Annotated in this window: 13 protein-coding genes and 1 other RNA gene; 10 read left to right on the top strand and 4 right to left on the bottom strand. The window is 58.2% G+C overall.

Annotated elements, in window-relative coordinates; genetic code table 11:
• Positions 1–68: 68 nt before the first annotated feature.
• The 6 genes from feoB (at position 69) to QZT71_RS02985 (ending at position 8,748) form a co-directional block, all read left to right on the top strand.
• The gene (feoB, locus tag QZT71_RS03010; RefSeq protein ID WP_295912247.1) at positions 69–2,729 is read left to right on the top strand and encodes a ferrous iron transport protein B; all 2,661 of its coding nucleotides are present in this window, start codon (positions 69–71) and stop codon (positions 2,727–2,729) included.
• A gap of 442 nt (positions 2,730–3,171) precedes the next feature.
• Entirely contained in the window at positions 3,172–3,567 is a 396-nt protein-coding gene (locus tag QZT71_RS03005) for a CidA/LrgA family protein (protein WP_295912246.1), read from the top strand.
• Positions 3,557–4,255, top strand: coding sequence for an LrgB family protein (locus QZT71_RS03000; RefSeq protein ID WP_295912245.1), 699 nt, complete (start codon positions 3,557–3,559; stop codon positions 4,253–4,255). Before QZT71_RS03005 ends, QZT71_RS03000 begins: the two co-directional genes overlap by 11 nt.
• Before the next feature lie 279 nt (positions 4,256–4,534).
• Positions 4,535–6,199 carry a putative transporter gene (locus QZT71_RS02995; RefSeq protein WP_295912244.1) on the top strand — a complete coding sequence of 555 codons (1,665 nt, stop codon included), beginning with the start codon at positions 4,535–4,537 and terminating at the stop codon, positions 6,197–6,199.
• Positions 6,200–6,413: 214 nt separating this feature from the next.
• Entirely contained in the window at positions 6,414–7,601 is a 1,188-nt protein-coding gene (locus QZT71_RS02990; RefSeq protein WP_295912242.1) for an aminotransferase class I/II-fold pyridoxal phosphate-dependent enzyme, read from the top strand.
• A 298-nt stretch (positions 7,602–7,899) separates the two neighbouring features.
• A complete protein-coding gene (locus tag QZT71_RS02985; RefSeq protein ID WP_295912240.1) occupies positions 7,900–8,748 on the top strand; it encodes a GNAT family N-acetyltransferase in 849 nt (282 codons plus the stop codon).
• 130 nt (positions 8,749–8,878) lie between these two features.
• Here the strand turns inward: QZT71_RS02985 and QZT71_RS02980 are convergent, their stop codons facing one another.
• Both QZT71_RS02980 and purT read right to left on the bottom strand, forming a co-directional pair.
• The gene (locus QZT71_RS02980) at positions 8,879–9,319 is read right to left on the bottom strand and encodes a peptidylprolyl isomerase (protein WP_295912239.1); all 441 of its coding nucleotides are present in this window, start codon (positions 9,317–9,319) and stop codon (positions 8,879–8,881) included.
• 21 nt (positions 9,320–9,340) lie between these two features.
• A complete protein-coding gene (purT, locus tag QZT71_RS02975) occupies positions 9,341–10,519 on the bottom strand; it encodes a formate-dependent phosphoribosylglycinamide formyltransferase (protein ID WP_295912237.1) in 1,179 nt (392 codons plus the stop codon).
• Between the two features lie 219 nt (positions 10,520–10,738).
• On the opposite strand from purT, the gene QZT71_RS02970 reads away from it, so the two are divergent.
• Both QZT71_RS02970 and QZT71_RS02965 read left to right on the top strand, forming a co-directional pair.
• Positions 10,739–12,508, top strand: coding sequence for a PQQ-binding-like beta-propeller repeat protein (locus tag QZT71_RS02970; protein ID WP_295912234.1), 1,770 nt, complete (start codon positions 10,739–10,741; stop codon positions 12,506–12,508).
• Positions 12,509–12,660: 152 nt separating this feature from the next.
• Positions 12,661–14,637 carry an LruC domain-containing protein gene (locus tag QZT71_RS02965; RefSeq protein WP_295912231.1) on the top strand — a complete coding sequence of 659 codons (1,977 nt, stop codon included), beginning with the start codon at positions 12,661–12,663 and terminating at the stop codon, positions 14,635–14,637.
• A gap of 467 nt (positions 14,638–15,104) precedes the next feature.
• Here QZT71_RS02965 and ssrA read toward each other — a convergent pair.
• Both ssrA and QZT71_RS02955 read right to left on the bottom strand, forming a co-directional pair.
• Positions 15,105–15,508, bottom strand: a transfer-messenger RNA (tmRNA) gene (gene ssrA, locus QZT71_RS02960).
• Between the two features lie 121 nt (positions 15,509–15,629).
• Positions 15,630–18,824: an ATP-binding protein gene (locus QZT71_RS02955; RefSeq protein WP_295912228.1), complete on the bottom strand. Its 3,195-nt coding sequence runs from the start codon at positions 18,822–18,824 to the stop codon at positions 15,630–15,632.
• A 251-nt stretch (positions 18,825–19,075) separates the two neighbouring features.
• On the opposite strand from QZT71_RS02955, the gene QZT71_RS02950 reads away from it, so the two are divergent.
• On the top strand, positions 19,076–19,813 hold the full coding sequence (locus tag QZT71_RS02950; RefSeq protein WP_295912225.1) for a cell division ATP-binding protein FtsE: 738 nt from the start codon (positions 19,076–19,078) through the stop codon (positions 19,811–19,813).
• 255 nt (positions 19,814–20,068) lie between these two features.
• Complete coding sequence (gene gyrB / locus QZT71_RS02945; RefSeq protein ID WP_295912222.1) at positions 20,069–22,024, top strand: DNA topoisomerase (ATP-hydrolyzing) subunit B; 1,956 nt, start codon at positions 20,069–20,071, stop codon at positions 22,022–22,024.
• Positions 22,025–22,072 lie beyond the last annotated feature (48 nt).

Here is a 22,072-nt window from a genome sequence, read left to right as displayed (position 1 = left end):
TCCCCATAAATGGGGATTGCACATACGGGCGCAAAATCGTATCTTTGGGGCCAAAACAAAGAGCGACAATGCGTTTATCCGAACTTAAAACCGGCGAATCGGCCACAATTCTCAAAGTAACGGGGCACGGCGGCTTCCGCCGCCGCATCATGGAGATGGGTTTCGTCCGCGGGCAACGGGTCGAAGTGGTGCTCAACGCCCCGCTGAAAGACCCGATCGAGTATAAAATCATGGGATACGACATCTCGCTGCGGCGCAGCGAAGCCGACATGGTGGTCGTGCTCTCCGACAGCGAAGCGCAGGAATACCTCGCCGGAAAACACCATCATCATCACCACCACGAACACGGGCACGGCCACTGCGGCTGCGGCCATGCGGAGCCGGCGCCCGCACCGGAGGAATACCCGGCAGCTGAAACGCCCGGGCCCGGGGACGACTGCGCCTCGCTCGACGAGGTCATCACCCGCCACAGCCGCACAATCAGCGTAGCCCTCGTGGGGAACCCCAACAGCGGCAAAACATCGCTTTTCAACGCCATATCGGGCGGCCACGAACACGTGGGCAATTACAGCGGCGTGACGGTCGGCGCCAAAATCGGCTACCGCATGTACCGCGGCTACCGTTTCAACGTGACCGACCTGCCGGGCACCTACGCCCTCTCGGCCTACACGCCCGAAGAGCGTTACGTCCGCAGCCATATCGCCGAAAAGACACCCGATGTAATCATCAACTCGGTCGTGGCGTCGAATCTCGAACGCAATCTCTACCTGACAACGGAGCTGATCGACATAAACCAGCGTATGGTCGTGGCGCTCAACATGTTCGATGAGCTGAACTCCAGGGGGGCGCAGCTCGACTACGAAAACCTGGGACGCATGCTCGGCGTGCCGATGGTACCCGTCGAGGCGCGCAACGGCAAAGGCATCGAGGCGCTGTTGGACACCGTAATTGCAGTTTACGAAAACCAGGACGAGCGCGTGCGCCACATCCACATCAACATGGGCCCCGTCATCGAGGAGGGGTTGCAGCGGCTGAAAAGCGACATGAGCGCTTTCCGCGGCGATTTGCCCAAGGCATTCCCGCCCCGCTACTACGCCATGAAGATGCTCGAGGGCGACAGGCAGGTCGAAGAGCAGCTGCGCGGCAGCGAACGTTATCCCGAATGGGCCGGAATCCGCGACCGCGAGGCGAAACACATCGCCGAAGCGCTGGGCGAAGACGTGGAAACGGCTTTCGCCAACCAAAAATACGGCTTCATACAGGGCGCCCTCAAGGAAACCTACACGCCCGGCAAGCGCGAAGAGGCATCGACCACCAAACTCATCGACACGTTCGTGACCCACAAACTGTGGGGATTCCCGATCTTCTTCTTCCTCATGTGGCTGATGTTCTGGTGCACGTTCAGCCTCGGGGCCTACCCGCAGGCATGGATCGACACACTCGTGGGCTGGATAGGCGGCGCGGTGGACTACCTGATGCCCGACGGGCCCCTGCGCGATTTGCTGGTCGACGGCGTCATCGGGGGCGTGGGCGCCGTAATCGTATTCCTGCCCAACATCATGATTCTCTACCTGTTCATCTCGTTCATGGAGGACTCGGGCTACCTGGCCCGCGCAGCTTTCATCATGGACCGCGTGATGCACCGCATCGGCCTGCATGGAAAATCGTTCATCCCGCTCATCATGGGCTTCGGCTGCAACGTCCCGGCAATCATGGCCAGCCGGACAATCGAGAGCCGAAGCAGCAGACTGATTACCATACTGATAACACCGTTCATGTCATGCAGCGCACGAATTCCGATATATATCCTGCTCGCAGGCACGTTCTTCGCCGCCAACGCGGGACTGGTCATGATCGGCCTCTATGTGCTGGGCGTCGTGCTGGCCGTCATTACGGCGCGCCTGATGCGGCGCTTCATGTTCCCGGTGGACGAAACGCCGTTCGTCATGGAACTACCGCCCTACCGCCTGCCGACATGGAAAACCACCCTCTCGCACATGTGGGACAAGTGCGCGCAGTACTTGCGCAAGATGGGCGGGATGATATTGATAGCTTCGGTAGTCGTATGGTTCCTGAGCTACTACCCCCGCACCGAGCAGGGAAACACCCCCGCACACTACGAAAATTCCTACCTCGGCCGCCTCGGGCAGAGCTGTGCCCCCATCTTCAGCCCCCTGGGGCTCAACTGGAAAGCCGGCGTGGCGCTGTTGTCGGGGGTTCCGGCCAAAGAAATCGTCGTCAGCACGCTCGGCGTGCTCTACTCGGAAAGCGGAAATACGGAGGCGGGGCCACAACTCCCCGACACGACGGAAACCGCCCCTGAAAAAGGGGAAACCGCAGGCCCGACGGCACCGAATGCCGGCAACCCGTCGGGCGGCAGCGCTGTTATCGGCGGCGCCGACGGCCCGACAGCAATCCGCATCGCCGAAACCGGCACTCCGGGGACGGAAATCGGCACAGGCGTACCGGAAGTCGTGGTCGGGAGGCTCGCCGGAGAAGACGAGGAAACGGTAAACCTCTCCCGCAAACTGTTGGCCAGCGGCGATTTCACACCCGCCTCGGCGCTGGCGTTCCTCGTGTTCATCCTCCTGTACTTCCCCTGCATCGCCACAATCGCGGCCATCGGCGCCGAAGCCGGTTGGAAATGGGCCGCAGCGGCCGTAATCTACAATACGGCACTCGCCTGGGTGGCGGCGTGGGCGGTCTATCACCTCGTCATGTGGCTCTGACATGGACTGGCAGGATTATATTGTCTGGGCCATCGGCCTTGCCGTTGCGGCGTTGCTGGTACGGCGGCTCCGGTGCTTTGTCCGGGGCAGGCGCAAAGGCGGATGCGCATCGTGCGACAGCACGCACTGCCCGCTGAAAGCGGCACGGCGCGGGCATAAGACGGGCCGCCGTTGAAAATACGGAATACACGGCAGCCCTGTGCACAGCGTTGTGTCCACCCGGAAACAGCATGCGGCTACCGCATAAACATAACGCGAAAATGCGGGCTGCTGCCGAAAATACCCGCAGCGCCATTCGAACTGGTACATATACAGATTTGCATTTACATAGACACGGAGGCACCCCGGCACTCTCCGCCCGAAACCCGCATAAATCGCGGCCGAAGGTACAACTTCCGGCAGTAAACGCTATCTTTGCCCCCGGAATCAAGCGGACGACACGATGACCGGACTATTTTACATTCTCTTTTTCTGGCTGGCCGGCAATGCATTGAGCATGCTCACCGGCGGCTATGTTTCAGGTAACATCATCGGCATGATCCTGCTCTTCGCGGCCCTGTGCCTGCATTGGGTCAAAGCCGAAACCGTGCGTCCGGCGGCGAAATTCCTGCTCGGAGCCATGGCGCTGTTCTTCGTGCCCTACGGCGTGGGGCTGATGGACTCCTACCATGTAATCCTCGACAACCTGTGGGCCATCGTCATTTCGGGTATCGCATCGACAATCGTCGTACTGCTCGTGACGGGCCAGACGTTCCAGAGCCTGAACCGCCGTTCGCGCCTGCGCCGCATCAGGCATCTTCGTGAAATCCCCGTAAACGCTCCGGACAATGATCGATAAGGCTTTCCTCTCCAACGACCTCTTCCTGCTGACGCTCACCGTGGGGCTCTACTGCCTCGGGACGCTCATATACCGCCGTGTACGGACGCCGCTGCTGCACCCCGTGCTGCTTACGTTCCTCGCCGTAATCGTGTTCCTGCGCACGGCGGACATCGGATACGAACGCTACCGGGAGGCGACGGGCATGCTCGACTTCGCCCTCGGCATGTCGGTCGTAGCCCTCGGATACCTGCTCTACGAGCAGGTGGAACAACTGCGCGGCAGCCTGCTCCCCGTCGGCATCGCCACCCTCGCAGGGTGCGTAGCGGGCGTGTTGAGCGTCGTATACATCGCCATGGCGTTCGGCGCCGGACGCGAGATACTCAACTCGCTGGCTCCAAAATCCGTGACCGTGCCAATCGCCGTTTCGGTTTCGGGGCCGCTGGGCGGCATCATTCCCATCACGTCGGTCGTGGTATTCTGCGTGGGAATCTTCGGCAGCATCTTCGGCGAGTGGATTCTGCGCCGCTGCGGCGTGCGGGACGCCGAGGCCCGGGGATTTGCCCTGGGGGCCGCGGCACACGGCATCGGAACGGCGCGCGCCATCGAAATGGGTGCCGTCGAAGGTGCCTTGAGCGGACTGGCCATGGCCCTGATGGGACTGGCGACGGCCTTGCTCATACCCCTGATGGAGCGCTACCTCTACTGACACCGGCAAAACCCGGAAGCCGCACGTACCGCAAAAACCGCCGGGGCCGTATCGCTTCCCCGGCACGGGTCTGCCGGCCCCGCCATGCAAACCCGCATCCGGCGCAAAGCACCATTCCGGGAACTGCTCGATTCGGAAGCCGCCCCACAGCCGGTTTGCCGCGCAACATCTCCCGTTTGCAGCGACTGCACGGAAAAATCCCCGTTAAAGTTTTTAAAATTCTGTAATAAGCACTACTTTTGCACAATCTCTTGTCAAATCGCACAAAAGTAGGTTAATATGGAGTGGTTATATTCCCTGTTTTTCGGTAGCGGCATCGCCCATGCCGTGCTGACCTTCGCGTTGGTCATCACCATCGGCATCCTGCTGGGGAAAGTCAAAATCGGCGGAGTGTCGCTCGGAATCACGTGGATACTCTTCGTGGGCATCGTGTTGAGCCATTTCGGCATGACGGTTGACAACGAAGTACGGCATTTCGTACAGGAGTTCGGCCTGATACTCTTCGTCTTTTCCATCGGCATGCAGGTCGGCCCGGGATTCTTCGCCTCGTTCAAGCACGGCGGCATGACCCTCGTGGCATGTGCCACGGCCATCGTCCTGCTGGGCGTACTGACGGCTTACGTCGTACACCTCGTGACGGGCACGCCGATTCCGACGATGGTCGGCATCCTCTCGGGAGCCGTGACCAACACCCCCGGACTGGGCGCCGCACAGCAGGCATACGCCGACGCGTCGGGCATCAACGACCCCACCATCGCGCTGGGATACGCCGTGGCCTATCCGCTGGGCGTCGTGGGCATCATCTTCACGATGATATTCGTCCGCTATGCCCTGCGCGTGAAATTCGAGAAAGAGGACGAGGGGCTGGCGGCACTCTCCCGGGAGCAGAAATTCGCCGACAAAGTTTCGGTCGAATTCACCAACAAAATGCTCGACGGACGCACGGTGGCCTATATACGCGACCTGATAAACCGCCAGTTCGTCATTTCGCGCATCATGCGTCCCGACGGGACGATCACGATGGCCGACGCCGACAGCGTAATCCGGCTCGGCGACCGGCTGTGGGTCATTTCGCAGGCCGAGGACATCGAGGCAATCGTGGCTTTCTTCGGCCGCCGCGTGGAGCTGACCGACGAACAGTGGGGCAACAATACGCCCAACGCCGAACTGGTGTCGCGCCGTATCCTGATTACCAAATCGTCGCTCAACGGCAAGAAATTCTCCGATCTGCGCCTGCGCACCAAATACGGCATCACCATTACGCGCGTCAACCGCGCAGGCGTCGATCTGATTCCCTACCAGGGACTGGAGCTGCAGGTGGGCGACCGCGTGATGGTCGTAGGCCCTGAAAAGGCCGTGACACAGGTGGCCGACGTGCTGGGCAACTCGCTCAAGAAGCTCAACCAGCCGAACCTGGTGACGATTTTCGTCGGCATCGCTTTAGGCGTACTGCTGGGCTCTATTCCGCTGCTCAACGTCCCGCAGCCCGTAAAGTTGGGACTGGCGGGCGGCCCGCTCATCGTGGCGATTCTCATCGGACGCTTCGGCACCCATTTCCATCTGGTGACCTACACCACGATGAGCGCCAACCTGATGCTGCGCGAAATCGGCATCGCACTGTTCCTCGCGGCGGTGGGCATCGGCGCCGGCGACGGATTCATCGATGCAATCGCAGGCGGCGGCTACCGCTGGATCGGATACGGCGTCATCATCACCGTCGTGCCGCTGATAATCGTTGCGCTCGTGGCGCGCCTGTGGCTCAAGATGAATTACTACACGCTGATGGGACTGATTGCCGGCTCCACGACCGATCCCCCGGCGCTGGCCTACGCCAACGCCACGGCAGGCAACGACATGCCGGCAGTGGGCTATTCGACCGTCTATCCCGTGGTGATGTTCCTGCGGGTACTGACGGCCCAGATTTTCATCCTCTTCGCCCTGTAAAGCACAAGGGAGCGGCTCCGGCGGCTCCCTTTTTCATGGCGGCAGCGGAAAAAAGTTACAAACTGTTACATCGGCTAAAACAGACACAGACAGCGACATAGCACGCAAACAGAGGCTCGGCAGGCAATCGCGAAGCAGAAATTTTCACCTGCGGCTTTTAAATTTTAATCGGAATACCTATCTTTGCAAACAGCAAATCCAAACACCTTATACTATGGCAAAAGCAGTCAATATCGCCCGTTCCCATCGGTTGGACGGCATCGGAGAGTACTATTTTTCGCGCCGTCTGCGCGAGATCGCCGAAATCGAAGCGGCAACGGGCCGTCAGATCGTGAAACTTGCAATGGGTAGCCCCGACCTGCCCCCGCACCAGTCGGTCATCGACCGCCTCGCGAAAGAGGCACAGCGCCCCGACGTGCACAAATACATGTCTTACAAGGGTGAACCGATTCTGCGCAAGGCTTTTGCGGACTGGTATAAGAAATGGTACCGCACGGAACTGGATTACAACAACGAAGTACTGCCCCTGATCGGCTCGAAAGAGGGTATCATGCACATCTGCATGACGTTCCTCAATAAGGGCGACAAGGTGCTCGTGCCGAACCCCGGCTACCCCACCTACTCGGCGGCCGTACGCCTGGCCGGCGGAGAGATGGTGACCTACGCGCTGAACAAGCAGACCAACTTCTACCCCGATTTCGAGGCAATCGAGAAAGCCGGGCTGGACGGTGTGAAGATGATGCTCATCAACTACCCCAACATGCCGACAGGCCAGACCCCGACGATGGAGCTGTTCCAGGAAATCGTGGACTTCGGCGCCAAACACAACATCCTGATCGTACACGACAACCCCTACAGCTTTATCCGCAACGCCGCAGCCCCGATTTCGATTATGGAGGCCGAGGGCGCACGCGACGTGGTGCTGGAGATGAACTCGCTGTCGAAAGGCCACTCGATGGCCGGCTGGCGCGTGGGCGTCGTGGTCGGCAAGAAGGAGTGGATCGACTCGATTCTCACGTTCAAGTCCAACATGGACTCGGGTATGTTCTACCCCATCCAGGCCGCTGCCGATACGGCGTTGTCGCTGGGCGAGGAGTGGTTCAAGGAGTTGAACGACATCTACTACGGCCGTGAGAAGCAGGCGTATGCACTGCTCGACGCGCTGGGATGCAAGTACCGCGAGCATCAGGCCGGCCTGTTCGTGTGGGCCGAGCTGCCGGAGTCGTACGAGGGCGACAGTTTCGCATTCTCGGACGAGGTGATGGACAAGTGCGACGTGTTCCTGACCCCGGGCGCCATCTTCGGCTCGGAGGGCAAGCGCTACATCCGCATTACCCTTTGCTGCCCCGAGGAACTGCTCAAGAAAGCTACGGAAAACATCATCGCCAAATTCGGAAAATAATCCGGCCGAAGCGATAGCGACAAGTCGCCCCTTGGGATTCGGTTCCCAAGGGGCGATTTATTTCCGGAGCCTGCCGTTATACGGCTCTGCAGGCGGGGGTGCCGAAAAAAACAACTGTTCGAAGGGCAAAACCACTCCGGGAGTGATTATCTTCGGGTGCGGAAAGTCCGATTGCACCGCAGAATCCCGAAAAGTAAACACAGATGGAGCCGGGCAATACAGAGCTCGACACCGTATTCGAAGCATTCGACCGGACATATGCAAATTCGCCCCGCGGTAAAACCAAAACTCAAACCATATGGAAATAAAATCCCTCGGCAACACGGACTTCGACACGCTGTTCAAGGCTTTCGAAAGGGCTTTCGCCGATTACGACGTCCAGTTGGACAAAACACAGCTGCAAGCCATGCTGAAAAGGCGCGGCTTCGACCCCGGTCTCTCTTTCGCCGCATTCGACGGCGGAGAGATAGCCGCTTTCACGCTCAACGGCATCGGACATTTCGACGGAAAACCGACCGCCTACGACACCGGGACAGGCACCTTGAACGAGTACAGGGGACAGGGGTTGGCCGCGAAAATCTTCGAACACTCCATTCCGCATTTACGGGCTTCGGGCATCGGACTGTACCTGCTCGAAGTGTTGCAGCACAATGCTAAAGCCGTTTCCATATACAGCAAACTCGGGTTCGATACGACCCGCGAATTCAATTATTTCATCCAGCGGAACGACCGAATCGTGAACGGCGGTGAAATTCCCGCCGGGTATTCGATCCGGAGGCTCGGCGCCGGGGAGTTTTCACCGTGCGCGGATTTCCAGGATTTCAACCCCTCGTGGCAGAACAGTATCGACGCGATAAGGAGGGCCGCCGGGGATTTCATCGTCGTGGAGGCCGTAGCCGGGAAGGAGCTTGCCGGATACGGTGTTTTCGAGCCCGCCGCAGGGGATATAACCCAGCTCGCAGTCGGGAGGCGACACCGCAGGCGGGGCGTCGCATCGGCGCTGCTCCGGGAGATGCTCCGGCTGAACAGGAACGACAGCGTCAAAGTCGTGAATGCGGAGGTTTCGTGCAACGCCTTCACCCATTTTCTCGAAGCAAAAAATATCGGTGTCAGCGGACGGCAGTTCGAAATGACAAGGCTGCTATAGCCGGTTATTATTCCGGCCGGACCGGAACAGAAAAACAGCAGGCCGCGTCCGACTGCCGACACACGAAAAGCCCTCCGGGAATCCGGAGGGCTTTTCATACGAATATTTCGGCATCGAGGCGCAGCAGCCACTACTCTTCGACGATGCGAATTGAGTGTATTTCATCGCCCGGACGGATGTCGTCGATGACATCCAGCCCCTCGATCACCCGGCCGAAGCAGGTATGGCGGCCGTCGAGGTGCTGCGTGCTTTCGCGGCTGCAACAGATGAAGAACTGCGAACCGCCCGTGTCACGGCCGGCATGCGCCATCGAGAGCACGCCCCGGTCGTGGTACTGGCGCGGCGCCGACGTTTCGCATTTAATCGTGTAACCGGGGCCGCCCGTGCCGTCGCCCCGGGGGCAGCCGCCCTGAATGACGAATCCGGGAATCACCCGGTGGAACGTCAGTCCGTCGTAGAAGTTATGTCCGGCCAGCTCCACGAAATTCGCCACCGTACCGGGTGTTTCGTTCGTATAGAGCTCGGCTTTCATGTCGCCTTTTTCGGTCGAAATAATTGCATATTGTGCCATATCTGTCAAGGTATTAGGGTATTATGGTTTCAGCACTTCGATTTCGGCAGCCGCGGCCTTCACCCGGTCACGGAGCGCGTCGAGATCGCCGTCGAGCGGAGCATATCCCACGACGACGCCCATGCGGCGGTTGACACGTGCCGACGGCTTGCCGAAAATACGCACGTCGGTACGGGGATCGCAGGCCAGCGCGCGGTCGATACCCTCGTAACGGGGAGCCGTCGGACAGGCCAGCGGAGAGAGCACCACGGCCGAGGCTCCCAGGCGCTCGAACGTCACGGCCGGAATCGGCAGCCCGAGCACGGCGCGCAGGTGCAGTTCGAACTCATTGAGGTTCTGTGTGCCTGCGAGCGTAACCATGCCCGTGTCGTGCGGACGCGGTGAAAGTTCGGAGAAATAGACGCCGTTTTCGTGGCTCAAAAAGAACTCCACGCCCCACAGTCCGGCGCCCGTCAGGGCTTCGGTCACGGCCGCCGCCATGCGCTGCGCCTCGGCCAGGTGTTCGGGAGCGATAAACGGCGACTGGAAGCTCTCGCGGTAATCGCCCCCTTTCTGCACATGGCCGATCGGCGGGCAAAACAGCGTCGGGCCGTTTTTCTGGGTTACGGTCAGCAGCGTAATCTCGCTGTCGAAGCGGATAAATTCCTCGACAATCAACTCGCGGATGTCGCCGCGCGACCCTTCGCAGCCATACTGCCAGGCATGCTCCAGCTCTTCGGGGCCCTTGACGAGCGACTGTCCCTTGCCCGAGGAGGACATCAGCGGCTTCACCACACACGGGAAGCCGACCTTCGCAGCGGCCTCTTTCAGTTCGTCCAGCGAGCGGGCGTAAAAATATTTCGCCGTTTTCAGTCCCAGCTCCCGGGCCGCCAAATCGCGGATGGCCTTGCGGTTCATCGTGAAGTTTACGGCGCGGGCGCTCGGAACCACCTGGACACCCTCCCGCTCGAAGTCGTAGAGCCTCTCGGTGCGGATTGCCTCGATCTCGGGTACGATGATGTCGGGACGATGTTTGGCCACGGCCGCAGCGAGCGCATCGCCGTCGAGCATGCCGAACACCTCGCACTCGTCGGCCACCTGCATGGCGGGTGCACCCGCATACGAATCGCACGCCACGACGGTCTGCCCCAGCCGCTGTGCCGCAATCACGAACTCTTTGCCCAGTTCGCCCGAACCGAGCAGCATTATCTTTTTGGTCATAACTTGTATTTTTTAGTGACACAAAGATATGTTTTTTCGTCCTAAATTCGTATCTTGCAAGAATAAAACTATCCTGAAACCATGAAAAACCGTCTCCCCCGACTATGCTTTAGTGTGTTGTGGCTTCTTCTATTTCCGACACCCGGCAGCGCCGCGGGCCGAAACGGAAATCCCACTGCCGCACCTGCCGCTACAACGGCAGCAGCCACAGCGAATACCGTGGCTGCCGACACCCTGCACGTTATTTTCTTCACCGACATACACGTCACGCCGGGCAACCCGCAGGACTCGCTGTTCCGCATCGCCGTTGCGGAAGCAAACGCCTCGGACGCCGATCTGGTAATCTTCGGCGGCGACCTTACCAACATGGGCAGCGACAGCGAGCTGCCGCACGTATACGAACTGATGTCGCGGCTCGAAAAACCGTGGTTCACCGTCATGGGCAACCACGAAACGACCTGGTCGGAAAGCGGCTGCACGACGTTCCGCCATATTTTCGGCCACGACGGCCGCGTCGCCCACCGCGCGGGAGGCTACCTCTTCCTCGGCTACAACTGCGGCCCTTACATGAAAATGGCCGACGGCGTAATACGCACGGAAGACCTCGCATGGCTCGAGCGTCAGGTTGCGGAAGCGCGTCCCGGCGAGCGGCTCATAAGCCTCTGCCACTACCCGTTAAACAAAGACCTGACGAACAGGCAGCAGGTGACGGAAACGCTGAAGCGGCTGGGAATCACCGCCTCGCTCTACGGACACTACCATTGCCTCGATTTACGTAATTTCGACGGCATTGCGGGCATCCCCGGCCGGGCGCTGGCGGGCAGGCCGGGCGAACCGCCGGGATACACGCTGCTCGACTTCTACGCCGACTCGGTGCGCATCCGCGAGAAAATACTCGGAAAGGCCCCCCGCACCCGCTACGCAATCCGCCTGAAAGACGACCCGCAGATACTGTCGCTGCCGTGCGACCCGATGCCTCCGGCCCCCGATTACGGGCAGCGCATGGAGCTGATACTGCAGGACAGCGCCATGGTGCTCACGGGAGCTGCATTCTGCGGCGAGATACTCTACTACGGCAATTCGCAGGGCGTACTGCGTGCCTATGACACCCGCAAAGGCCGTGAAGCGTGGCGGCACAAGTTCCCGGACGGGCTCTACACCACCCCGCTCTGCACGGACAAACTGGTTGTCGTCGGGGCGGCATCGGGCGGCATTTGGGCATTCGACGCCCGCACCGGGCGGGAAAAATGGCACGTACCCACCGAAACAGCCGTCGTCGGCGACGGCCTGGCGGACGGCGATGCACTCTACATCGGGCTGGGAATCGGCTCACTCGGGAAAATCGACCTGCGAAGCGGAAAACTCCTCTGGCGGTACGACTACGGACACGGGCAGGCACAGGGCCGGCCCACGCTGGCAGGCGACAAACTCGTATTCGGGGCGTGGAACCGCTTTCTCTACTGCCTCGACGCAGGGACCGGCAACCGGCTCTGGTCGTGGAACAACGGAAGCCGCAGCGTGTTCCTGTCGCCGGGACACGTCGTTCCCCGCATTGCCGGCGACAAGGTCTTCATCGTGGCGCCCGACCGCTTCACCACGTGCCTCGACCTCGCGACAGGCCACGGGATATGGCGCGACAACAGCCGCAAGTCCCGCGAAACGACCGGAATCAGCGACGACGGAAAGCTATTCTATTACAAGACGATGGACGGAGAGCTCGTGGCGCTGGACACCACGGCGGACAGCTACCGCGAAGTGTGGTGCACGGATCTCGGCTGGGGTTACGAATACAACTCCTGCCCCGCTTTCGAGCGCGACGGCATCGTCTACGTGACCGGGAGGCTGGGACAGGTGGCCGCCGTACGCACAGACGGCAAACTGCTGTGGAGCGTCAAATGCTGCAACTCGGCCGGGAACGATTTCCGGCAGGCACCCGACGGCTCGCTGTGGATCACATTCGCCGAGGGAAAAGTCTTCCGAATCCCTTGAAACGCTGTTAAAACGCTTTTCTTCAATATTTTCAAACTTTTTTGCGACTTGGCGAACAACGGGCGATAAATTTTCATACCTTTGCAGCAGATATACATTTTCGCCCAAAAACCCCACATTTTAGGGCTGATGTAAACATATCATATTAAAGTATGAAAAAAGCGTCACTTGTAATTGCGTTCATGGCTGCGCTCGCCATGACGGGAGGCTGCGCCCGTGACAACAGCATGCCGACACCTCCGGCCCCGGAAAACGGGGAATACAACGAATACGACTATACGACGAGCACGCCGACCTCCGTCGTCATCGATTACGGCGACATGGGCGGACTTCCCGCCCCGGTCTACTTCGAAGTGTACGACACCTGTCCGGTCGAGGAAAACGAAAGCGGCACGGCTTATGTCAAAGTCGAAAGCGCAGAGCCGCTTTATGCGGGCTACACCGATGCGGAGGGACATTTCAACGGAACGCTCGAGTTGCCGTCCTACGTCGAAAAAGCCTATGTATACACTCCGGCTTTCTATGCACAGACACTGCTGGAAGCCGTACGCACCGGTGAAACACTGACGGCGACCGCCGCGTCGGGCTCAACGGACGTTCAGGCTGCAGGCACGACCCGCGCCGGGTACGAATCGCAGGCCGTCACCCGGGACGGCTGGCTGACGTGGTTGGGAACCTACGACAGCAACAACGGTAAAATCGGATACGCCTACGACGGCGTCCTGAAAGTCAAGAATTACGCCAAGCTTTTCAAAGCGCATGCAAGCGTATTCGACACGACCAAAAAGTGCCCGCAGGAGTACCGCTCGTCGCGCGACCTCAAACTCGACGAATCGGCCGAAGTGGTCATCACGATGCTGGGCGGCAACACCTGCTGGAACAGTTCGATGGGCTACTATTACTACAAAGAAGGCAATAAACCCGCGTCGCTCGCCGAAGCGAACGTCGTGATGATTTTCCCCAACACACAGGACGGCGGATGGAGTAACGGTAATGGGATTGCAAAAAAATACATCGGCGTAACCCGCGGCACGGCCGTACAGTTGATGTACTATCCGAATATCGCTCAAAAAAGCCCGGAAGGCGCAACGAGCGTATTCCCCGAAGGATACCGTATCGGCTTCGTACTGGCAACCAACGCCTGGACCAAGCGGATAATGAAAGATGACAAGAAATACCGTGCCGCAACGTCCGACGGCTTGAGCGTCAACAACAAAGGCATTGCCTACCAGTCGCCCCGCACCGCCGTATTCCGCTATACGGACAAGGCGAGCGGCATCAACTCGGTGCTCTTCTCGTTCGAAGACCATGTTAACGACGAAAACTTCAGCGACGTAGTATTCACGATGACCTCCAATCCGGTGGACGCCGTAACCGACATCCCTACGGTCGACGACAACGACGGCATGAAAACGGCGTCGCTCCGCAAGGGCGTCTACGCATTCGAGGATCTCTGGCCCAGCCGCGGCGATTATGACATGAACGACGTGCTGGTACGCAGCGACTACGAAAAGATATTCAATGAGAAAGGCATCTACGAAGAGTCGTTCCTGCTGAAAACCTTTGCCAACTATGCCGGCAACGAGAACGGGCTTGCCGTCACCCTCACGGGTGCCGCAGCCACGGCCAACCTCGAATTCAGCGTTCTCAAACCCGAAACCGGGGAGTTCGAAGCCGCAGAGTTCGAGCGGGAAGGCAATGTCGTACTGCTGACCCCGAACGTAAAAGAACTGATGGGCTCAACATACAAAATCACGGCGAAGTACGCAACACCCGTAAGCGAGGAGAAAGCCGGAACCGTCAAGCCCTTCATCTACCGCACCAAACGCGACGGTGTGAGCGAGGGCAGGCGCTGGGAGGTACACATTCCTTACGAGATACCTACGAGCCGCGCTGAAATGTCGTTCTTCGGCACGGGCGACGACAAGTCGGATCCCGAAAAGGGTGTCTACTACGTACGCGCCGAGGAGTATCCGTTTGCATTCTTCCTCTCGGGAGCCACCGACACGGACATCTCCAAACTGCTCGACCCGGCCAACGAGAAAACGCCTGTCGACCAGGTTTATCCCGGCTATTCGGGCTGGGTAAGCTCACAGGGCAAACTGAATACCGACTGGTACAAGAAATAGCCCGACAACCAGATAAAAACACCCCTGTAACTGTGCAGTTACAGGGGTGTTTTATTCGATATAGGATTGAGGGACATCCGACGCCCGGGCTCCGACATATGCACCAACCGCGCACCGCAGTCGACATGAGACGGGGAGGGGCCAACCGCGCAAAAAAGTGTCACGGAGAATACGGACGATAAATAGTATTGAAATCATTTTATGGCTCATTTGAAATAATTAATGACAATTTTTTAAGCTATTTCCATCTCGACCTACTCCATACATCAATTTAGTTATCAGCACAATACATGACTTCGCGTGGAAATTTTTCAAGAAACGGATTTTCCACGAATCGTCCATGAGGGATGTATTTGAAATGCCTTTGGAATGCATTCCAGAAGGGGTATGATAAGACAGGAGGATATAAAAGAAATCCCCGTAATCGCTTGGATCACAGGGAAATTCATCGAAAAACAATTGATTTTCAGTGGAGGTGGCGGGAGTCGAACCCGCGTCCAAACAGGGAACCCGAAAGCTTTCTACACGCTTATCCGTCATTTGATCCTTCTACCCGGGCCTGGCAGGCGGCAACCGAACCCGGGTCCCAGTCCCTAAAATTTCGCACGCAGACCGGGACATTCCCGCGCACTATCTCTAAATTGATGATACCCCGAATGGAAAGCGGTTAAAGAGCGGAACCTCTCTCCGGGATACTCGTCGCAAGACCTCCTCGGGCCTCGGGATTAAGCTAATTTTCTCTGAAAATTAGGCAGCGAGTGCATAGCTGTTATTGCCATTTGAATCTTGAGCATCGGGATTAACGAGCCGCCACACAGCGCTCGGCGTGCTTACAATCAAACTCTGCCTGCTGTCAAAACCGGGCACCCCCGTTTTACTCCGGGACAAAGCCGTTGGAAACAGTGCAAAGATAGTACAATTTTTCGGAATCCCACCCGCCATACGGCGGAAAATACACCAACAGCCAGACGGAACGCAGCTCCGGAGCCACTTTATTCGGACTTGTCCGAAAGCAGTCCGCGCAACATCTGACGTAACTGCTCGCCTTTGAGCGGCTTCGAAAGGTACTCGTCGGCTCCGGCAGCAAGGGCCCGCTGGCGGTCACGGTCGTAGGCGAACGCCGTAACGGCGATAACAGGTACCGAAGCGTCGAATGTACGAATCTGCCGCGTAGCCTCGAGCCCGTCCATAACCGGCATCTTGATGTCCATCAGGATAGCGGCAGGCTTCATCTCGCGGCACATCCGCACGGCCTCCTCGCCGTTGACGGCACGCACGATTTCGAACTCTTTGCGAAGCATCAGCGAAACAAGCAGGAAGTTGCTGTCCGTATCCTCGGCCACGAGCAACAGGGGGAGTTTCCCGTCGGCCGTACACACTACGCGGGGCAAGGCAATCTTGTCGGACACCTCTTCCTCTGCCGCACCGCATGCTGCGGCCGGCACCGTGAACCAGAAGCGCGATCCGCGCCCCCTCTCCGACTCCACACCGATATGCCCGCCCATCTGCTCGACAATACTTTTCGAAATGGAAAGTCCGAGCCCGGTACCCTGTGCAAAGCTGTTGAGTTTTACGAAACGATCGAAAATGCTGGCCTGATGCTCCTCGGAAATACCGGCCCCGGTGTCTTCGACATAAAAGAGCAGGTCGTCGCTTTCCCGGCGGTATCCCAACGTTATGGAGCCCTCGTCGGTGAACTTCACGGCATTATTGATGAAGTTGGTTATAACCTGCATCAGGCGGTTCTTGTCGCCGAAAATGCTGCATTCCTCCTCGTGCTCCCCGAAAAGCAGTTCGACGGGTTTGTCCTGCACCTTGAGGCTCAACGAACGGACGGTTTCCTCGCACATGCGGTTGACATCGACCCTGCCGTAGTTGAACTCGAAAGTTCCGGCCTCGATTTTCGACAGGTCGAGAATGTCGGAAATCAGCTTGAGCAGCAGGTCGTTGTTTTCCTCCACGACCTGCATGTACTCGCGGCGCTCCCCCACATCGTCGGTTTCGGCCAGCAGGTTCGAAAATCCCACGATAGCATTGAGCGGCGTACGTATCTCATGGCTCATATTGGCCAGGAACGCCGATTTCAGGCGGTCGCTGACCTCGGCTTTGTTCTTGGCCTCAATCAGGTTCTTCTCGGTCTCCTTGAGCTGTGTAACATCGAAATTCACGCACACCATCTCAATCTTCGAAGGGTCCGTATTCTGGGGGTTTCGCAGCACGTTGACGCGCGTCCACTTCAGCCCCTCGCCCCCGGACGTTATCCGCAGGTCGAGCGTAAAACCGTCGGTTTCACCCGATTTGACACGCCGAATCTCCCGGAAAATCGACTCGCGGTCTTCGGGGTCTACATAGTTGTAGACGCCAATCACCTGCGGCAGCGGCGTATCGCTTTCCTCGCCGAGGTTGCGGTACCACTGCGGCACGGCATATCCGTCGCGGGTGACCAGGTCGAAACGGGCGTATCCGACTTTACCGTAGCGGCTTACCAGCTCGAACGAGCTCTCGAATTCGGCCAGTTTGCTGTGGGCCCGGTTGATCTCCGTGTTGTCGATGTTGATGAGCACGAAATTGACCAGCTCGCCTTTCATGTCGTAGAGCATGTTAATCGTAGAGAAAATCTCCAGGTAACCGGTCTTCCCCGATTTATAATACCCATGCAACTGTTCGAACGGATAATTGAGCTTGAATGCCTGGTTTTTTCCGGCACGCACCTCTTCCTTGACATGCTTGGGGACAAGCGGATTTTCGAAGAAATTGACCCCGACTACATCCTCTTTCGCCGAGATGCCGAAAATCTCGAGGTCTTTGTTATTAAGGTCGACCAACACCCCGTCCTTGTCGTACAGCTCCACGCCGACCTGCACGTTGTCGAAGATATTGCGCAGCAGCTTTTCACTGTTGAAGAGTGCCTCGTGGGCCGCGTGCACATCGGTCGTATCGGAAAAGAGGCCGATTACCTCGTCCTTGTGGACGGAATAGAGAGTCGAGTGCAGCCAGCGGTTCTCATCTCCTTCGCAAGTGTCGCGTTCGACATATCCGCCGCCGTTGAGCACCTCCATCAAAACCGGGATATACCGGTTCATGTCGATATGCAGTTCAGAGGCTTTTTTACCGATATACTCTTCTCGGGAGGCACCCGTGATCATGTCTGCGGCAAAGTTCGAGTCGAGAACCACGAAATCGTCGGGTACGCCTTTTTCGTCGTAGATTACCCGCAGGCGCACGTATCCGAGCGGCATGTGGCGGTAGAGGCTTTCGAGGTAGGTGCGCTCGGACTGCGCCTCCTTTTCGGAGCGCTGCAGTTCGATGCACAGGCTGATGATGTTCATCAGCGCCGCAAACCACTGGTAATCCTCCCCCGTCCACGTCCGCGGCTCGTTTACGATGTCGATACCTGCATATCCCCACACCTTGTCGCGCGAAGCGAGCGGTACGGCAATCAGCGACTTTATGTCCTGCATGCCGAGCACACTCTTCTCCCGGAATGCTTCGTCCGGCAAATCGTCCAGCGTCGAAAGGATAATGGGGGCACGGTTCCGAATGCGGTTAGTCCACCAGGGCACCTCCTCCATCGAGACACTGCTTACAAGCTCGCGCTCGCTCGACACGCTGTCGGCCGTAACTTCGTAGGTGCATCCGTACATGCGGCGCTCCCAGTCGGACTCGATAATATAGGCCCGGCCGCCGTGGAACATGGTCAGGACATCGGCGAGTATCTTATTGACGACGACATCCAAATCGTTGGTTCGCAGCAGGGAAAGCAGCGTATGCGATATGCTGTTGAGCCGGAACAACAGGTCGTTAATCCGCTCCCGCTCGGGCGAACGATCTTTGTCCGACGGCGGGTCGGCAACCCGGAAATATCCGGTCAGCAACATGCCACCGTCCTCGGCGACCTCTTCGCGCAGCAGTTTCCAGTAACACCAGACATCGCCATAGCGGCCTTGCAGCGGATAAAGGTGCTCTGCCTTGTCGCCCCCGCGCAGCCCCACCGAGGCGAAAGCATACTCCCGGTAAGCAGGAACAATCATCTCCCGGAATTCCTCGTAACTCACCTGGCAGGAAGCAAGTCCCAACAGATCGCGAAGTCCCTCCGATATATTGAATACGCGCCGGTTGCGGTCGGCCTGCCACCAACCTATTTTGGCATCCCGCATGATTTCCTGCAGGATTTCATTTTCTTTCATCAAGTAAATTTTAATGTATTACAGGCCGATGCGTCACGATCTGCTTATGCAAATTTAAGCATGCTCGGGCGGAAAAACAAATTATACGTTCTTTTTCATGCAGATCAAACGGGCGCACCGATATACAAATACGTTTACAGGCCCATCTGTCCTCCCCGGACGAACCGGGCGGCAACTATTTTTTTCACCCCGGAACTTCCCGGTACGGATATTTTGACTACCTTTGGGAAAATTATTCAGCGACCGGAACCATGAGCGAAAAATACGTCGTAAGGCTGAAAAACGCAGCAATCTACCACGCAGACAACCCGTTCGGCAACACCTCGGCCGACAAACTGATACAGCGGGGCGAAATGGTACTTTCGGATGTCGACCTGTGCGTATCGCCGGGGGAATTCGTCTACCTGCTCGGACGCGTCGGCAGCGGAAAAAGCACCTTACTCAAAACTTTATACGCCGAAGTGCAACTACTTGCTGGCGAGGGGCATGTGGCAGGATATGACCTGCGCCGCCTCAAACGCCGCGACATCCCCTACCTGCGCCGCAGAATCGGCATCGTATTCCAGGACTACCAACTGTTGACCGACCGCAACGTATTCATGAACCTGTACTACGTCATGAAAGCCACGGGCTGGAAACGCGAGGAGGAAATCCGCGAGCGCATCGACCAGGTGCTCAAGCTCGTAGACCTGGGGGCCAAAAGCTACAAGATGCCGTTCGAACTTTCGGGCGGCGAGCAGCAGCGGCTGGTTATCGCGCGCGCCCTGCTGAACAATCCGCAGGTGCTGCTGGCCGACGAACCCACAGGCAACCTCGACCCGGTGACGGCCGAGGGCATCATGCAGCTCTTTCAGGAGATCGCCGACCGCGGCTGCGCCGTGGTGATGTCCACGCATAACACCGCACTGATTGAAAACCACCCGGCACGAGCGATTCTCTTTTCACAGGGGAAAATCCGCGAAGTAGACCTTAAGGCGGAACTGGGATAAACTCCGCAGTCTATTGCAACAAGCCCGGCCATCCAGCCCCCTGCCCGTGCGCCGGGTGCTTAATCGCGCAAAAAACCGAATGAATCGTTGTCGGCTCAGAGTTACTGCGGCGCGGGAATCACGGAATGGCCATCCGGCGTTCCGACAGCGAAAAAACGCGCCGAAACGACGCGAAAATCCTCCCGAAAGGTTTTTCACACTATTGGATTATTCGGAAATATTTCGTATATTTGTACGATATTTTAAAGACAACAGATGAGTACCGAATTAGAAAACGTAAAAAAGCAAGAAGAGGAATATTCCGCGTCGAATATTCAGGTCCTCGAGGGCCTCGAAGCGGTGCGCAAGCGCCCCGCCATGTATATCGGCGATATAGGTGAGAAAGGTCTGCACCATCTGGTCTACGAGGTGGTCGACAACTCGATCGACGAGGCGCTGGCCGGCTACTGTACGGATATCGACGTTACAATCAACGAGGATAACTCCATCACCGTAAGGGACAATGGCCGCGGCATCCCGACCGACTTCCACGAAAAGGAGGGCCGCTCGGCACTCGAGGTCGTGCTGACCGTGCTTCATGCCGGCGGTAAGTTCGACAAGGGCAGCTACAAGGTTTCGGGCGGTCTGCACGGCGTGGGCGTATCGTGCGTAAACGCACTGTCGACCCTGCTGATTGCGGAAATCCACCGGGAGGGCAAAATTTACCGCCAGTCCTACAGCAAGGGCGCTCCCACATCGCAGGTCGAAATCGTCGGTGAATGCTCGGACCGCGGTACTACCGTGACCTTCAAACCCGACGGCAGCATCTTCACGCTCACGACGGAATACAAATACGACATCCTGGCCAACCGCCTGCGCGAACTGGCGTTCCTGAACAAGGGCATCCGCCTGAATCTCTACGACAAGCGCCCGGATGCCGAAGGCAATACCCGCGAAGACCACTTCTACTCGGAAGAGGGACTCAAGGAGTTCGTGCAGTACCTCGACGCTACGCGCGGCACGCCGATTATCGACCAAATCATCTACCTCGACACCGAGAAAAACGGCGTCCCGGTGGAGGTGGCCATGCAGTACAACGACTCGTTCTCGGAGAACGTGCACTCCTATGTAAATAACATCAACACCATCGAGGGCGGTACGCACCTGACGGGTTTCCGCCGCGCGCTGACCCGCACGCTCAAGAAGTACGCCGAGGATTCGGGCATGCTCGCCAAGCTGAAATTCGACATCAACGGCGACGACTTCCGCGAGGGCCTTACAGCCGTGGTTTCGGTAAAGGTGCAGGAACCGCAGTTCGAGGGGCAGACCAAAACCAAGCTCGGCAACGACGAGGTTTCGGCCGCCGTCGACCAGGCGATGTCCGCGGCGCTGGGCCACTACCTGGAGGAGAACCCCAAGGACGCCAAAGCCATCGTGCAGAAAGTCATCTTGGCCGCCACGGCACGCCATGCGGCACGCCACGCCCGCGAGATGGTGCAGCGCAAGACGGTGCTTTCGGGCGCCGGCCTGCCCGGCAAGCTCGCCGACTGTTCGAGCCGCGACCGCTCGATTGCCGAAATCTTCTTCGTCGAGGGTGACTCGGCAGGCGGCACGGCCAAATCGGGCCGCGACCGTAATTTCCAGGCCATCATGCCGCTGCGCGGTAAAATCCTGAACATCGAAAAGGCGCAGGAACACCGCATGTGGGAGAACGAGGAGATCAAGAACATGTTCACGGCGCTGGGCGTGACGATCGGCACCGAGGAGGACAGCAAGGCGCTGAACCTCGAAAAGCTCCGCTACGACAAAATCATCATCATGACCGATGCCGACGTCGACGGAAGCCATATCGCGACGCTGATGCTGACGTTCTTCTTCCGCAAGATGAAAGAGTTGATCGAGAACGGCCATATCTACATCGCCACCCCGCCCCTCTACCTCGTGAAGAAAGGCAAACAGGAGCGTTACTGCTGGACTGAAAAGGAGCGCGACACCATCTCCGCCGAATTCGGCAAAGGCGTGCACATACAGCGCTACAAAGGTCTTGGCGAGATGAACGCCCACCAGTTGTGGGAAACGACGATGAATCCCGACACGCGCATCCTGCGCCAGGTCAACATCGAAAATGCCGCCGAGGCAGACCGTATTTTCTCGATGCTGATGGGCGACGAAGTGCCGCCGCGCCGCGAATTCATCGAAAAGAACGCACATTACGCCAATATCGACGCATAACCGACAGGAAAAGGATTGCCCTTGCAGAAAAGGAGCAATCCTTTTTTA

The sequence above is a fragment of the uncultured Alistipes sp. genome, from assembly GCF_902388705.1.
Classification (GTDB): Bacteria; Bacteroidota; Bacteroidia; order Bacteroidales; family Rikenellaceae; genus Alistipes.
The sequence above is the reverse complement of the archived record's forward strand: the minus strand, read 5'-3'. Positions and strand labels throughout refer to the sequence as shown.